Source organism: Staphylococcus caeli, assembly GCF_900097965.1.
GTDB lineage: Bacteria > Bacillota > Bacilli > Staphylococcales > Staphylococcaceae > Staphylococcus > Staphylococcus caeli.
In genome coordinates this window covers 309,423-325,053 of the sequence record NZ_FMPG01000001.1, presented here as the reverse complement: position 1 = coordinate 325,053, position 15,631 = coordinate 309,423, and the positions used below count along the sequence as shown (strand labels likewise).

The window sequence follows — 15,631 nt, the reverse complement described above, 5'->3', positions numbered from 1 at the left end:
TTAATAATTAGTTTGATTCATAAATGAAATAGTGTAAAATACACATTTGGTATTAAACATGTACACGTATAAAAAAGTGAAGATATAAAGTGAAGTGAGGGAAGTATATGCCTAATCAAAATAATAATTTTGATGACCAAAACAATAAGAAAATGAGCGGTTTTGCAAAAATAGTTAGTGGTTTAATTGTCTTATTATTAGTTGGAGGACTTGTTTTTGCTATTTTAGCATTTGTGGATCATTCCAATAAAGCTAATGAACGCTTAGCGGATCAGAAACAAGAACAAAAAGACAAACAAAAAGATAAAGAGAAAAAGACGAAAGAAAAATCTACTGAAGAAATCCAGCAGACACAACAGACGCAACAAATCCCTCAGACACAGCAAACTCAACAGACGCAACAACGTACACAACAACCTGCAACGACACAACGTACAACTGAAGAAAGAAAAACAGCAGAAAAAACGAAAGAAGCAACTACGGAAGAACGTACGACAGAAGAGCGCACTACTGAGGAAAAGACAACTGAAGAGAAAACACCTCAACCATCAACTGAAAAAAAAACGACTGAACCAACGAGAGAACAAAGAAAACCTGAACCTTCAACACAACAAAGAAGCGCTCAGAACAATACACAGCAAAAATCAACGCAAAATAGTAACAACCGTAATACAAACACAAATAGAAGTGCACAATCATCAAATGAATAAAAATAGTCACTCAAAAAGCAATCGCTCAAAAGTAGCGATTGCTTTTTTAAAAATAATTATTAATGAAACGCAACTACAGTGGCAGACAATTTTTATAAGCGTTTTAAAAGAAGAAATTTAATAAGAAAGTGATTAATGCAGATAACAAAATAAGCGTCATACATCCACTGAGACAACCAAGTGGTCCACAACCACAACCAATGTTCTTGGAATAATGATAGGATTGTCGTGATGATGTCGTATTAAATTGTTGTGCTTGTTTGAAGTAGTCATCGTCTTTATAACGTTGATCTTTTGGATCAATGACTTCTGGTTGTTGGTCTCGAGACATGAACTAGCCTCCCTATTTATAAGTGATAAACTATATTTTAATAATTATAGAGCATAGATTCAAAGCATACACATTGCTAAATGTATTAAGGATAGATAATCAATGTACTGTTAATTTATTTCACCCTAGAAAATACACTGACGCATGATACTGTGTATTGAACAAAGTCAGTATGAATAGCAAGATATGTTTTTGATTTTACTTTATGAATAAAATGAATCATAGAGATAATAAAAAATTTCAGCAAAAAATGATTATTTATATACGAAAGGGGTATAATATCACCATAAGCGATAATACAAATTGATAATCACTGATTTAACGATAAAGCGAAATTTGAATAGAAAAGTATTTCTCTTGCAATTTCAAATTCATAGTAGTATTATTGCAAATATAAGAGGTTATATTTTTTTGTCCCACCAGGGACGTAAAAAGTCAATCTATGGTTGAAACTTGACCCTTTATATAGAAACGGAGGAGGATAGTAGTGAAGGATTTGGTAAAAATTCAACAAAAGCTTGTTCCAGAACTTGTTGAAAAAATGTATCGACGTTTTTCAATTCTCACTACTATTGCAAAGCACCAACCAGTAGGTCGACGTAGTTTAAGTGAATATATGGAGTTAACTGAGCGTGTACTTCGTTCTGAAACAGACATATTGAAACAACAAGCACTCATTAAAGTTAAGCCTACGGGAATGGAAATTACCGAAGCAGGCGAAACTACGGTGCGTCAGTTGAATAGTTATTTTAATATATTTTCTGACGACCATCATCTTGCACAGGTCATTAAAGAACAGTACGGAATCGATGAAGTCTATGTGATTCCAGGTGATTCAGATGCTGATCAAACAGTGAAGATTGAATTATCTCGACAAGCAGGACAGTTAGTTGAAGATGTGCTTTCTGATGATGCAATTGTTGCAGTTACAGGTGGGTCGACAATGGCCTACGTGAGTGAAGCAATGCATAGTCAACCTTACAATGTGTTTTTTGTTCCAGCACGAGGTGGACTTGGCGAAAATGTTGTATATCAAGCGAATACCATCGCAGCCAGTATGGCAGAACAAACAAATGGTGATTATACAACATTGTACGTTCCAGATAATGTAAGTGAAACAACATACAATACACTTATGTTAGAACCATCAGTGATTCATACACTAAAAAAAATTAAAGAATCCAACATAACAATCCACGGCATTGGTGATGCGCTGAAGATGGCGCGAAGACGTCAATCACCTAATGAAGTTATAGATAAACTTCAACATCACAATGCCTCGGGAGAAGCATTTGGATATTATTTCGATGATCAAGGCGATATCGTCCATAAAGTGAAAACAATTGGACTACAATTAGAAGATCTTGAGTCGAAAAAGTTTATCTTTGCTGTCGCTGGGGGTAAATCAAAAGGAGAGGCAATCAAAGCTTATCTTTCAATTGCCCCTAAGAACACTGTATTAATTACAGATGAAGGCGCAGCGAGCATAATCACGAACAACAGTAATAAAAAGTAATTATACTTTTTAAATATCATTATTAAAGGAGGCCATTTTAATGGCAGTAAAAGTAGCAATTAATGGTTTTGGTAGAATTGGTCGTTTAGCATTCAGAAGAATTCAAAACGTTGACGGAATCGACGTAGTAGCAGTAAATGACTTAACAGATGACGAAATGTTAGCACATTTATTAAAATATGACACTATGCAAGGACGCTTCACAGGAGAAGTTGAAGTTGAAAATGACGGTTTCCGCGTAAACGGACAAGAAGTTAAATCATTCTCTGAGCCAGACCCAAGCAAATTACCTTGGAAAGACTTAGACATTGATGTTGTATTAGAATGTACAGGTTTCTTCGCTGATAAAGAAAAAGCAGAAGCTCACATCAATGCTGGTGCTAAAAAAGTATTAATCTCTGCTCCAGCTACTGGCGACTTAAAAACAATCGTTTATAACACGAACCACCAAGAATTAGACGGTTCAGAAACAGTTGTTTCAGGTGCTTCATGTACTACAAACTCATTAGCGCCTGTTGCTAAAGTGTTAAATGATGACTTTGGTTTAGTTGAAGGTTTCATGACAACAATTCACGCATACACTGGTGACCAAAGTACACAAGATGCGCCACACAGAAAAGGCGACAAACGTCGTGCGCGTGCAGCAGCTGAAAACATCATCCCTAACTCAACTGGTGCTGCTAAAGCAATTGGCCTAGTAATTCCTGAAATTGATGGTAAATTAGACGGTGGAGCACAACGTGTTCCTGTAGCAACTGGTTCATTAACTGAATTAACAGTTGTTTTAGAGAAAAATGTAAGCATTGAAGACGTAAATGCTGCAATGAAAAATGCATCAAACGAATCATTCGGTTACACTGAAGACGAAATCGTTTCTTCTGACGTAATTGGTATGACTTACGGTTCATTATTCGATGCAACTCAAACTCGTGTAATGACAGTTGGCGATCGTCAATTAGTTAAAGTAGCAGCTTGGTACGATAACGAAATGTCTTACACTTCACAATTAGTTCGTACATTAGAACACTTAGCAACTCAAGCTAAATAATTCGATCTAAAAAATGAATTTAGCAAGCTTAATGTGCTGTTAAATTTTCAACAATAAGCTTAGGAGTAAGCGGGGAGCACAACGCTTCTCCGCTTATTTTAATTTATTGTTCCATTCAGAGGAGGAAGCTTACATGGCTAAAAAAATTGTAACTGACTTAGAATTAAAAGGTAAAACTGTACTTGTTCGTGCTGATTTCAACGTACCAATGAAAGATGGAGAAATCACAGATGATAACCGTATCGTTCAAGCCTTACCAACGATTAAATATATCATTGAACAAGGTGGCAAAATCGTTCTATTCTCACATTTAGGTAAAGTTAAAGAAGAAAGCGATAAAGCTGGATTAACTTTAAAACCAGTAGCAGATGCATTATCTGAAAAATTAGGTAAAGAAATTACATTCGTGCCTGAAACACGTGGTAAAAAATTAGAACAAGCTGTTAAAGATTTAAACGACGGTGATGTACTATTAGTTGAAAATACACGTTATGAAGATGTAGACGGTAAAAAAGAATCTAAAAATGATCCTGAATTAGGTAAATACTGGGCGTCACTTGGTGATGTGTTTGTAAACGATGCGTTCGGTACTGCACACCGTGAACACGCTTCAAATGTTGGTATTGCATCTAATTTAGAAACTGTTGCAGGATTCTTAATGGAAAAAGAAATTAAGTACATCGGTGGCGTTGTTGAGAACCCTGATAAGCCAGTCGTTGCAATTCTTGGTGGTGCCAAAGTTTCTGACAAAATTGGCGTTATCACAAACTTATTAAACATTGCTGATAAAGTACTTATCGGTGGTGGTATGTCATACACATTCTTTAAAGCACAAGGTAAAGAAATTGGTTTATCACTTTTAGAAAAAGACAAAGTTGATTTTGCCAAAGAATTACTAGACCGTGCAGGCGATCAAATCGTTTTACCAGTAGATTGTAAAATCGCTAAAGAATTCTCAAACGATGCTGAAATTACAGAAGTTTCAGTCGATGATATTCCAGCAGATCAAGAAGCAATGGATATTGGACCTAAAACAGTTGAATTATTCAAAGAACAATTACAAGGTGCGCATACTGTAGTATGGAACGGACCTATGGGTGTATTTGAATTAAGTAACTTTGCTAAAGGTACAATTGGCGTTTGTGAAGCAATCGCAGAATTAAAAGATGCCAACACAATTATCGGTGGCGGTGATTCTGCAGCAGCGGCAATTTCACTTGGCTACGGTGATGACTTCAGCCATATTTCAACAGGTGGCGGTGCATCATTAGAATACCTAGAGGGTAAAGAATTACCAGGTGTAGTAGCAATCGCTAATAAATAAGCGCACGACTAAAAACAGCAATCAGTGATTATTCGTGACAACACAATTAATCATAATTTACTAATAGGAGTGTAATATAATGAGACAACCAATTATCGCAGGTAACTGGAAAATGAACAAAACGGTAAAAGAAGCTAAAGATTTTATCAATGAATTACCAGCATTACCAGATACGAAAGAAGTAGAATCTGTAATTTGTGCACCAACAATTCAATTAGATGCATTAGTTACTTTAGTTAACGAAGGTAAAGCACAAGGATTACAAATCGGTGCTCAAAATGCTTATTATGAAGACAATGGTGCATTCACTGGTGAAACATCTCCAGTTGCATTAGCTGACTTAGGTGTTAAATATGTAGTTATTGGACACTCAGAACGTCGTGAAATCTTCCATGAAACTGATGAAGAAATTAACAAAAAAGCACACGCTGTATTCAATCACGGTATGACTCCGATCGTTTGTGTTGGTGAAACAGATGAAGAGCGTGAAAGCGGTAAAGCTAACGAAGTTGTTGGCAACCAAGTGAAAAAAGCTGTAGAAGGTCTTTCAGAGGAACAACTACAAAAACTTGTAATTGCGTATGAGCCAGTTTGGGCAATCGGTACTGGTAAATCATCAACAGCTAAAGATGCCAACGAAATGTGTGCATTCGTTAGACAAACAGTTGCAGAATTATCAAGCCAAACAGTAGCTGATGCAACACGTATTCAATATGGTGGTAGTGTGAAACCTAACAACATTAAAGAATACATGGCAGAATCTGACATTGATGGTGCACTTGTAGGTGGCGCATCTCTTAAAGTGGATGATTTTGTACAATTGTTAGAAGGTGCAAAATAATATGGCGAAACAACCAACTGCTTTAATTATTTTAGATGGCTTTGCGAATAGAGAAAGCGAACATGGTAATGCTGTTAAATTAGCGCATAAACCAAATTTCGATCGCTATTACAGTAAGTATCCAACAACTCAAATCGAGGCAAGTGGTTTAGATGTTGGACTTCCTGAAGGTCAGATGGGTAATTCAGAAGTTGGCCATATGAATATTGGTGCTGGACGCGTTGTTTATCAAAGCTTAACGCGTATCAACAAATCAATTGAAGACGGTGACTTTTTCGATAATGATGTGTTAAACCGCGCAATTGATCATGTGAAATCAAATGATTCAGCATTGCATATCTTTGGTTTATTATCTGATGGTGGCGTGCACAGTCATTATAAACACCTTTTCGCATTATTAGAATTAGCTAAAAAACAAGGCGTTGAAAAAGTCTATGTGCATGCATTCTTAGACGGTCGTGATGTAGATCAAAAATCAGCGTTGAAATATATCGAAGAAACTGAAGCTAAATTTAATGAGCTTGGCATTGGTCAATTCGCTTCAGTATCTGGACGTTATTATGCTATGGACCGTGATAAACGTTGGGACAGAGAAGAAAAAGCTTATAATGTAATCCGTAACTTTGGTGGAGAAACATTTGAATCAGCTAAAGCTGGTGTTGAAGCGAATTATGATAAAGATCTAACAGATGAGTTTGTTGAACCATTTATCGTGCAAGACCAAAATGAAGGTGTAAATGATGGCGATGCAGTTATTTTTTATAACTTCCGTCCAGATAGAGCCGGACAACTATCAGAAGTATTTACAGACAAAGCGTTTGAAGGATTTAAAGTAGAACAAATTAATGATTTATTCTATGCAACCTTCACTAAATATAACGATAATGTAAATGCTGAAATCGTGTTTGAAAAAGTAGACTTAACAAACACAATCGGTGAAGTTGCACAAGACAATGGTCTAAAGCAATTACGTATTGCTGAAACAGAAAAATTCCCACATGTGACTTATTTCATGAGTGGTGGTCGTAACGATGAATTTGAAGGCGAACGTCGTCGTTTAATCGATTCACCTAAAGTTGCGACTTATGATTTGAAACCAGAAATGAGTGCATATGAAGTTAAAGATGCTTTAATCGAAGAACTTGATAAAGGTGACTTAGATTTAATTCTATTAAACTTTGCGAACCCAGACATGGTTGGCCACAGCGGTATGCTAGAACCAACGATTAAAGCTATTGAAGCTGTAGACGAATGTTTAGGTGAAGTTGTTGATAAAATCATCGACATGGGTGGCCATGCAATTATTACTGCTGATCATGGTAACTCAGATATGGTATTAACAGACGATGATCAACCAATGACAACACATACAACAAATCCTGTGCCAGTCATTCTTACTAAAGATGGTGTGACATTACGTGAAACAGGTCGTCTTGGTGATTTAGCACCAACATTATTAGATTTATTAAATGTATCTCAACCAGAAGATATGACTGGTGAATCATTGATTAAACATTAATGATTTAAATGATATTCAAAATGGCGTTGAGGCAGAAATCGACTTTTGTCTCAATCACATTTTCCCAAAATATTTATAGCAAAAATCAAACAACTCAAGAGAATTAAATTACTTTGTATTTATAGTATTTAAAGCTATAATGAAGATGAAATTTAATATTTCTAAACTACTTATTTATAAAGGAGATTATAAACATGCCAATTATTACAGATGTTTACGCTCGCGAAGTCTTAGACTCTCGCGGTAACCCAACAGTTGAAGTAGAAGTATTAACTGAAAGTGGTGCTTTTGGACGTGCATTAGTTCCATCAGGTGCCTCTACTGGTGAACATGAAGCAGTAGAATTACGTGACGGTGACAAATCACGTTACTTAGGTAAAGGTGTAACGAAAGCCGTTGACAACGTTAATGAAATTATTGCACCAGAACTTATTGAAGGTGAATTTTCAGTATTAGAACAAGTATCAATCGACAAAATGATGATCCAATTAGACGGTACTGAAAACAAAGGTAAATTAGGCGCTAATGCAATCCTAGGCGTTTCAATCGCAGTAGCTCGTGCAGCAGCTGATTTACTTGGTCAACCACTTTACAAATACTTAGGTGGATTTAACGGTAAACAATTACCAGTTCCAATGATGAACATTGTAAATGGTGGTTCTCACTCAGATGCACCAATCGCATTCCAAGAATTCATGGTATTACCTGTAGGTGCAGATTCATTCAAAGAATCATTACGTTGGGGAGCAGAAATCTTCCACAACTTAAAATCAATCCTTAAAAATCGTGGTTTAGAAACAGCAGTAGGTGACGAAGGTGGTTTCGCTCCTAAATTCGAAGGTACTGAAGACGCTGTTGAAACAATCTTAGAAGCTATTAAAGCAGTAGGTTTAGAGCCTGGTAAAGATGTATTCTTAGGCTTCGACTGTGCTTCTTCTGAATTCTTTGAAGATGGTGTATACAACTACGCTAAATTCGAAGGTGAAAATGGTGCGAAACGTTCTGCTGAAGAACAAGTAGACTACCTTGAAGAATTAGTAAACAAATACCCAATCATCACTATTGAAGACGGTATGGATGAAAACGACTGGGACGGTTGGAAAGTGTTAACTGAACGTATCGGTGACAAAGTACAATTAGTAGGTGACGACTTATTCGTTACAAACACAGTTAAATTATCTGAAGGTATTGAAAAAGGTATCGGTAACTCAATCTTAATCAAAGTTAACCAAATCGGTACATTAACTGAAACATTTGACGCTATCGAAATGGCTCAAAAAGCTGGTTACACAGCAGTTGTATCACACCGTTCAGGTGAAACAGAAGATACTACAATTTCTGACATTGCAGTTGCAACAAATGCAGGTCAAATTAAAACTGGTTCATTATCAAGAACTGACCGTATTGCAAAATACAACCAATTATTACGTATCGAAGATGAATTATTCGAAACAGGTAAGTTTGACGGACTTAAATCATTCTACAACTTATCTAAATAAGATCGCATAACAATTTAAGAGTTCACGCGCTAAACGCAGGCCAGTAATGGCCTGCGTTTTTTTAAAGTACTACTTTCTCAATTGATGAGTGCGGTATACATTCGTTAAGGCGAATGCATAAGTAGTACTAGTTGAATGAAATTCGGAGTACTACTTTACTGTATTGCTTTAATTGTGGCTGTACACTTTTAACGGTTGGTGAGTAAAATCATCAATCGTTTTTTTTATGTTTGAATACAAAAAAAGCACAAATATCTCTATAATTATAAGCGACGAAACCATAATTAAGGAGAGATATCTGTGCCGTATACTTATAATAAAACAAATTACCTTGGTTTGAAAGTAGATAATATTTATTTTTCAAATGAATTACCTCAAGAAATATACTACAAATGCATCAAAACACTATTTTATAAAGCTGTTTTAACCTATGATGTTACTGCTTGTGAATGTTGTGGTATTAAAAATGAAAATAATACTGTTATTAAAAATGGCAAACGACACACATTAATTTATATGGGGGAAATCATATATAAACCTGCTTACTTAGAACTAAATAAACAGCGATTTTATTGTAAGGCTTGTGGTGAAACTTTCACAGCTAAGTCATCTTTCGTTCAACCAAAATCTTCGATTTCAAATTCAGTAAAGCTAGCCATTGCTGAAAAGGCTGCTGAAGCACGCTCTGAGAAAGCAATCGCGCATGATTTATTTATTTCACCTTCAACTGTTCATCGTCAAATGAAAATTATTGCCCAACAAGTTAAACCAAAAATATCAGATACACTGCCAAATCATTTGTCTTTTGATGAGTTTAAATCAACTAAAGATGTTGAAGGTGCAATGAGTTTTATATATTGTGACGGAATTACACACGAAATATTAGATATTTTACCAGATCGACGAAAAGGTGAACTTGAAAAATATTTTAGTCGATTTCCTCTTAAAACACGGGCACGTGTTAAAACCATATCCATTGATATGTATAAACCATATATAGAATTAATCAAAAAATTATTCCCAAACGCTAAAATTATTATTGACCGCTTTCATATCGTACAAGCAATTAATAGAGAAATTAATCGTTGTCGTGTGTCAGTTATGAATAGCAAACGAAAGACAAACAGACCTGAATATAATAAATTAAAGCGTTATTGGCGTTTATTTTTAAAGAACCCTTATCAATTGAATTCTATAAATTATCATCCATTCAGGCTCTTTAAGAGTTGGCAAAGCACTTATAGTGCATTACAGTATTTACTTACTTTAGACGATAAATTAGAAGCAACCTATCGAATTGGCCATCAAATTTTAAATGCATTAAGAATGAACGATATAAAGAATTTTGAAGAAGCTTTAAGTAAAGCAGAAAATGAAGAACTCTTTGAAGGACTTAACCGTATTATAAAAACTTTCAAAGACTATTTACCTTTTATAGAAAACACTGTGCAGCATCCAAAATTAACTAACGGTCCAATTGAAGGAATCATTAATAAAATCAAATTAATAAAGAGAAATGCCTACGGCTATCGCAATTTTATTAATTTTAGAAATAGAATACTTATAATTTCTAGATTATTTGTCTCTGAACATAAAAAACACATCAAGCAACATTCAAAAGTTGCTTGATGCATCAAATATATTCATTTTTTATAGACCAACCGTTATTGACAAAGAGCCCTTTTTTTATATCCTCCATTAAACTCCATTAAATTTTGAAATTTTGGTCACTGAGTGAACAGCGTGATAATATTTACAGCTTACATTGATTCTCACAAAAAATATTTTTGTTTTAGTACAAAGTTAATAATATAGAAAGTTAATCTTCTGATATTTAATTATGGTTATAAATAGGTTAGTAATAATCTTAAGTAATTGTAGAATTTCTTTTGAAGTATATATATGAATGGTTAATTAAAAGTACTGTTTAACATTTTTATATGTGTCTATATCTAGGCTGAAAATTAGATTGTAGTTTATTGTAAAGTGTAATATCATTAGTCTAATGTTATATTTGGAGGAAAGTTAAATGGGAAAATCAAAGCAAAATAATGTTGGAGGGAAACAATTTTTCGGCAATATACTACAAGCTGTTGGTGCTGGTGTTGTAATTGCGTTAATCCCAAATGCATTATTAGGAGAACTATTGAAGTTTTTTAAAGACGGAAATCAATTATTGGAAACTATTTATCAACTTGTAGTATTAATACAATCATTTATGGCATTTATTATTGGTGTGATGGCGGCACATCAATTTAAATTTAACGGAGCTGGAGCAACGATGATTGGTGTATCTGCTATGTTAGGTAGTGGTGCTGTTAAAATCACGCCTGAAGGTTTTATATTAAATGGCATTGGCGATATCATCAACACTATATTGGTAGTTGTTGTTGCATGTTTTTTATATTTAATATTGCAAAATAAGCTTGGTTCATTAGAAATGATAATTTTACCAGTAGTTATACCTGTGATAAGTGGAATTGTAGGTGTTTATACTTTAGGATACGTATCAAACGTAACCAAAGGTATTGGACATGTCGTAAGTTCATTTACAGAGCTTAATCCTATGTTAATGTCTATCCTGATTTGTGTAAGTTATAGTTTATTAATGGTAACACCAATATCAGTTGTAGCGATTGCTACGGCAATAGGATTATCTGGTTTAGGTAGTGGTGCAGCAAATATGGGGATAGTAGCAGCCTGTGTTACATTCTTGTTTGGTTCAATTAGGGTCAATGGTGCTGGCGTTAATTTAGTCCTTATTATAGGTGCAGCAAAAATGATGATCCCGGTATATTTCAAACATTTAATTATTGCCATTCCATTAACGATTAATGGAATTATTTGCGGTTTGGTTGCTTATTTTATAGGTATACAAGGGACACCGATGTCTGCTGGATTTGGTTATACAGGTCTAGTAGGTCCAATTAATGCATTTAATCGCATGGATGGCGACCCAACAATGAATATAATTTTATTAGTATTTGGCTATTTTATCATACCTTTTGTGTCTGCTTTTTTTGTTCATGAATTATGTAAAAAATTCATGAATAGTTATACAGATGATATATATCAATTTGAAATACCAAAGCAATAAAAATTAAGAGACCGAATAGAAGGTCTCTTTTTTTATGCACTAAATTTGAATAAAACATATTTTATGTAGCTATTATATGCTGAATAGATTGTATTTTAAAAATTCGTATTGAATATTATTGCGATAAAATGTATAATAATAAATCATGTGGAGAGGAGTTATTCTATGAAATACATTTTAAAATTAATATTGATGATGATTTTAATCATTAGTAGCGCAATAAGTTACATAAATCCTGATGCTCATGCAGTTGAACAGGATCAATGGGAGAAAATAAAAGCACGTGGTGAATTAAGAGTAGGATTATCTGCTGATTATGCACCATATGAATTTGAACACAATGTAAATGGCAAATCGGAATATGCAGGTATTGATATTGAATTAGCTAAAAAAGTAGCGAAGGATAATCATCTAAAACTAAAAATTGTAAATATGCAGTTTGATAGTTTATTAGGGGCAATTAAAACAGGTAAAATAGATTTAATTATATCAGGAATGACTCCTACTCCCGAACGTGAAAAGGAAGTAGATTTTTCAAACCCATATATGTCTGTGCAACAAAAAATGATAGTTAAAAAATCTGATGCCGACCAATTAAAAGATTTAAATGATTTTGCAAATAAAAAAATTGGAGTTCAAAAACAGACGCAACAAGAAAAATTAGCACAAACTGAAATTGATAATGCAGATATTCAATCATTAACTAGAGTACCGGAAGTAATCATGTCATTAAAAAGCGGTAAAGTAAAAGGAATGGTTATCGAAGGACCAGTTGCTGAAGCATATTTAAAACAAAATAAAGACTTAACTTTTGCTAAAAATGTGAAATTTAATGAAGGTAGCAAAAGCACTGCAATTGCTGCACCTAAGCACTCGCCTGAATTAATGAATAAATTAAATGCAACAATAAAAGATGTAAAAGACAAAAATTTAATAGAAGATTATAAAGATTCTGCAGCAGAAGCAATGAAAAAAGATGATGGTAATTTCTTTACAAAATACGGTAATTTCTTTATTAAAGGGATTCAAAATACGATATTAATATCAATTGTTGGTGTATTGTTAGGAACTGTATTTGGTGCAGTTATTGCGTTATTAAAACTTAGTAAAATACGAGTGTTGAGATGGCTTGCATCTGCATATATTGAATTTTTAAGAGGTACACCATTATTGGTACAAGTATTTTTAGTCTATTTTGGCACAACAGCAGTACTTGGTTTAAATATTTCAGCATTAATTTGTGGGATGATTGCGTTAGTAATTAATTGTTCAGCGTATATTGCGGAAATTATTAGAGCAGGTATAAACGCGGTAGACAAAGGGCAATCAGAAGCAGCACGTAGTTTAGGTTTGACCTATGGGCAAACGATGAAGAGTGTTATTTTACCACAAGCCATAAAAAATATTTTACCTGCATTAGGTAATGAGTTTGTAACTGTTATTAAAGAATCTTCAATTGTATCAGTCATCGGTGTTAGTGAAATTATGTTTAATGCACAAGTTGTTCAGGGTGCATCATTTGATCCATTTACACCGCTAATTGTAGCGGCTATATTATACTTTATACTTACATTCACATTATCTAGAATAATGTACTACTTTGAAGGGAGAATGAAAGTCAGTGATTAATATTAAAAATCTATATAAGTCGTATGATAAAAATGAAGTTTTAAAAGGTATTCATTTTACAGTGAACAAAGGCGAAGTTGTTGCGATAATTGGACCTTCAGGTAGTGGTAAAAGTACGTTATTGCGTTGTATGAATTTATTAGAAACGCCTACAAGTGGAGAGGTTATTTTTAAGGATAATAGTCTAACGAGTAAAGATACAGAACTAGAAAAATTACGTCAGCAAATGGGTATGGTTTTTCAAAACTTTAATTTGTTTCCTCATAAAAAAGTGATTGAAAATATTATGCTTGCACCAGGTATATTAAAAAAAGATACACAACATAACTTGAGAAAGCAAGCTGAAGTATTATTGGATAAAGTTGGATTGGCAGATAAAGCAGAATCGTATCCTTCCCAATTATCAGGAGGTCAAAAACAAAGAGTTGCCATTGCTAGAGCTTTAGCGATGAATCCAGAAGTGCTATTATTTGATGAACCAACATCAGCACTTGATCCAGAGGTTGTTGGAGATGTCTTAAAAGTTATGAAAGATTTGGCAAAAGAGGGTATGACAATGGTGGTCGTAACACATGAAATGAATTTTGCTCGAGATGTCAGTGATAAAGTTGTGTTTATGGCTGATGGGGTCATTGTTGAATCAGGAACACCAGAAGATATTTTTGTTCACCAACAACATGAAAGAACTAAGAATTTCTTGAGTCGCGTATTATAAATTTGCAATATTTAAACAATATATAAACCTTCAAAAATGACACTTAAACGTGAATTTTTGAAGGTTTTTTGGACTAAAATAAGCCAGAATTTTGTATGTTATTATCTCTGAATTTCAAGTTAAAGATAAACAGTCTATTAGTGTTTTAAAACAAATATATTAGTTGAACGCTGCACATTTTTTATTTTAAAAGTAGTGATGGAATAACGCTCAAATCTAACTCAATATGTTAAACTGTAAAATGTATGTTTGTAATGTGGGGTGTATTTAATGGATGTAAACCAATTGAAACAAGATGTAATTGAATATGCACATACAATTGGTATTGATAGTATTGGATTTACTACGGCAGACCCTTTTGATGAATTAAAACAAAAATTAGCAGATTATCATGCAAAGGGCTATGCTTCTGGGTTTGAAGAATCTGATATTGAATTAAGAACAGAACCTAAATTATCATTGCCAACTGCGAGATCAATTATAGCAATTGCTGTTGGCTATCCGAATAAACTTAAAGGTGCGCCTAAAAGTGTACGTGGTGATCGTAGAGGTATGTTTGCGCGTGCATCATGGGGGCAAGATTATCATACTATTATGCGAAAGCGTTTAGACAAATTGGGTGAATATCTAAAATCTAGAGTCGAGGATGTGGAAATTCAGTCCATGGTTGATACGGGTGTGCTTTCAGATCGGGCAGTAGCAGAACGTGCTGGCCTAGGTTATACAGGGAGAAATGGTTTTGTTATTAATCCTGAATTAGGTACTTGGACTTATTTGGGAGAAATGTTAGTTAGCATACCTTTCCCGCCCGACGATCCACTTATAGATAGTTGTGGTGATTGCACGATTTGTGTAGACCGTTGTCCTACAGGCGCACTGGTAGGTGATGGCCAGTTAAATAGTCAGAAGTGTATTAGCTTCTTAACGCAGACTAAAGGTTATTTAGCTGATGAATATCGTTATAAAATTGGTAATCGTTTATATGGTTGTGATACATGTCAGCAAGTTTGTCCGAGAAATAAGGGGATAAACACACAACACGATGATATAATATTAGAGCCAGAAATTTTGAAACCAAGACTTGTTCCATTGTTGAAAATGAGTAATAAGGAATTTAAAAATACCTATGGACATTTAGCGGGTGCATGGAGAGGTAAGAAACCGATACAACGTAATGCAATTGTTGCATTGGCACATTTTAAAGAAGAAGCTGCAATACCAGAATTACAAGACGTAGCATTAACCGATCCTAGACCAATGATTAGAGGAACGGCATATTGGGCGATTGGACAAATTCAAGGTGAAGCGGCTAGAGCATTTATAGAACAACATTATGATCAAGAATTAGAAGAAGTCCAAAATGAAATGATTAAAGGACTTGAAATGAGGAGCGAGTAAGCGC

The 15,631-nt window shown here is 34.3% G+C and carries 13 protein-coding genes; 12 read left to right on the top strand and 1 reads right to left on the bottom strand.

Features of this window, described 5'->3' with window-relative positions:
• The first annotated feature begins 107 nt into the window (after positions 1 to 107).
• Complete coding sequence (locus tag BJS11_RS01580; protein WP_069994435.1) at positions 108 to 710, top strand: DUF4887 domain-containing protein; 603 nt, start codon at positions 108 to 110, stop codon at positions 708 to 710.
• Between the two features lie 103 nt (positions 711 to 813).
• Here BJS11_RS01580 and BJS11_RS01575 read toward each other — a convergent pair whose 3' ends face one another.
• On the bottom strand, positions 814 to 1,041 hold the full coding sequence (locus BJS11_RS01575) for a hypothetical protein (protein WP_069994436.1): 228 nt from the start codon (positions 1,039 to 1,041) through the stop codon (positions 814 to 816).
• 487 nt (positions 1,042 to 1,528) lie between these two features.
• On the opposite strand from BJS11_RS01575, the gene BJS11_RS01570 reads away from it, so the two are divergent.
• From BJS11_RS01570 to queG, 11 genes are all read left to right on the top strand, one after another.
• Entirely contained in the window at positions 1,529 to 2,557 is a 1,029-nt protein-coding gene (locus BJS11_RS01570) for a sugar-binding transcriptional regulator (protein WP_069994437.1), read from the top strand.
• A gap of 40 nt (positions 2,558 to 2,597) precedes the next feature.
• On the top strand, positions 2,598 to 3,605 hold the full coding sequence (gap, locus tag BJS11_RS01565) for a type I glyceraldehyde-3-phosphate dehydrogenase (protein ID WP_069994438.1): 1,008 nt from the start codon (positions 2,598 to 2,600) through the stop codon (positions 3,603 to 3,605).
• A gap of 133 nt (positions 3,606 to 3,738) precedes the next feature.
• Entirely contained in the window at positions 3,739 to 4,929 is a 1,191-nt protein-coding gene (locus BJS11_RS01560; protein ID WP_069994439.1) for a phosphoglycerate kinase, read from the top strand.
• A gap of 79 nt (positions 4,930 to 5,008) precedes the next feature.
• Entirely contained in the window at positions 5,009 to 5,770 is a 762-nt protein-coding gene (gene tpiA / locus BJS11_RS01555; protein WP_069994440.1) for a triose-phosphate isomerase, read from the top strand.
• 1 nt (position 5,771) lies between these two features.
• Positions 5,772 to 7,289 (top strand): 2,3-bisphosphoglycerate-independent phosphoglycerate mutase, encoded by a 1,518-nt coding sequence (gene gpmI / locus BJS11_RS01550; RefSeq protein ID WP_069994441.1) that lies wholly within the window; start codon positions 5,772 to 5,774, stop codon positions 7,287 to 7,289.
• 194 nt (positions 7,290 to 7,483) lie between these two features.
• Entirely contained in the window at positions 7,484 to 8,788 is a 1,305-nt protein-coding gene (gene eno, locus BJS11_RS01545; RefSeq protein WP_069994442.1) for a surface-displayed alpha-enolase, read from the top strand.
• 300 nt (positions 8,789 to 9,088) lie between these two features.
• Positions 9,089 to 10,417 (top strand): ISL3 family transposase, encoded by a 1,329-nt coding sequence (locus BJS11_RS01540; RefSeq protein ID WP_070014050.1) that lies wholly within the window; start codon positions 9,089 to 9,091, stop codon positions 10,415 to 10,417.
• Between the two features lie 400 nt (positions 10,418 to 10,817).
• The gene (locus BJS11_RS01535) at positions 10,818 to 11,885 is read left to right on the top strand and encodes a PTS sugar transporter subunit IIC (protein WP_069994993.1); all 1,068 of its coding nucleotides are present in this window, start codon (positions 10,818 to 10,820) and stop codon (positions 11,883 to 11,885) included.
• Positions 11,886 to 12,050: 165 nt separating this feature from the next.
• On the top strand, positions 12,051 to 13,514 hold the full coding sequence (locus tag BJS11_RS01530) for an ABC transporter substrate-binding protein/permease (protein WP_069994994.1): 1,464 nt from the start codon (positions 12,051 to 12,053) through the stop codon (positions 13,512 to 13,514).
• Positions 13,507 to 14,229 (top strand): amino acid ABC transporter ATP-binding protein, encoded by a 723-nt coding sequence (locus BJS11_RS01525; protein WP_069994995.1) that lies wholly within the window; start codon positions 13,507 to 13,509, stop codon positions 14,227 to 14,229. The genes BJS11_RS01530 and BJS11_RS01525 overlap by 8 nt, the downstream gene beginning before the upstream one ends.
• A 270-nt stretch (positions 14,230 to 14,499) precedes the next feature.
• A complete protein-coding gene (gene queG, locus BJS11_RS01520) occupies positions 14,500 to 15,627 on the top strand; it encodes a tRNA epoxyqueuosine(34) reductase QueG (RefSeq protein ID WP_069994996.1) in 1,128 nt (375 codons plus the stop codon).
• Positions 15,628 to 15,631 lie beyond the last annotated feature (4 nt).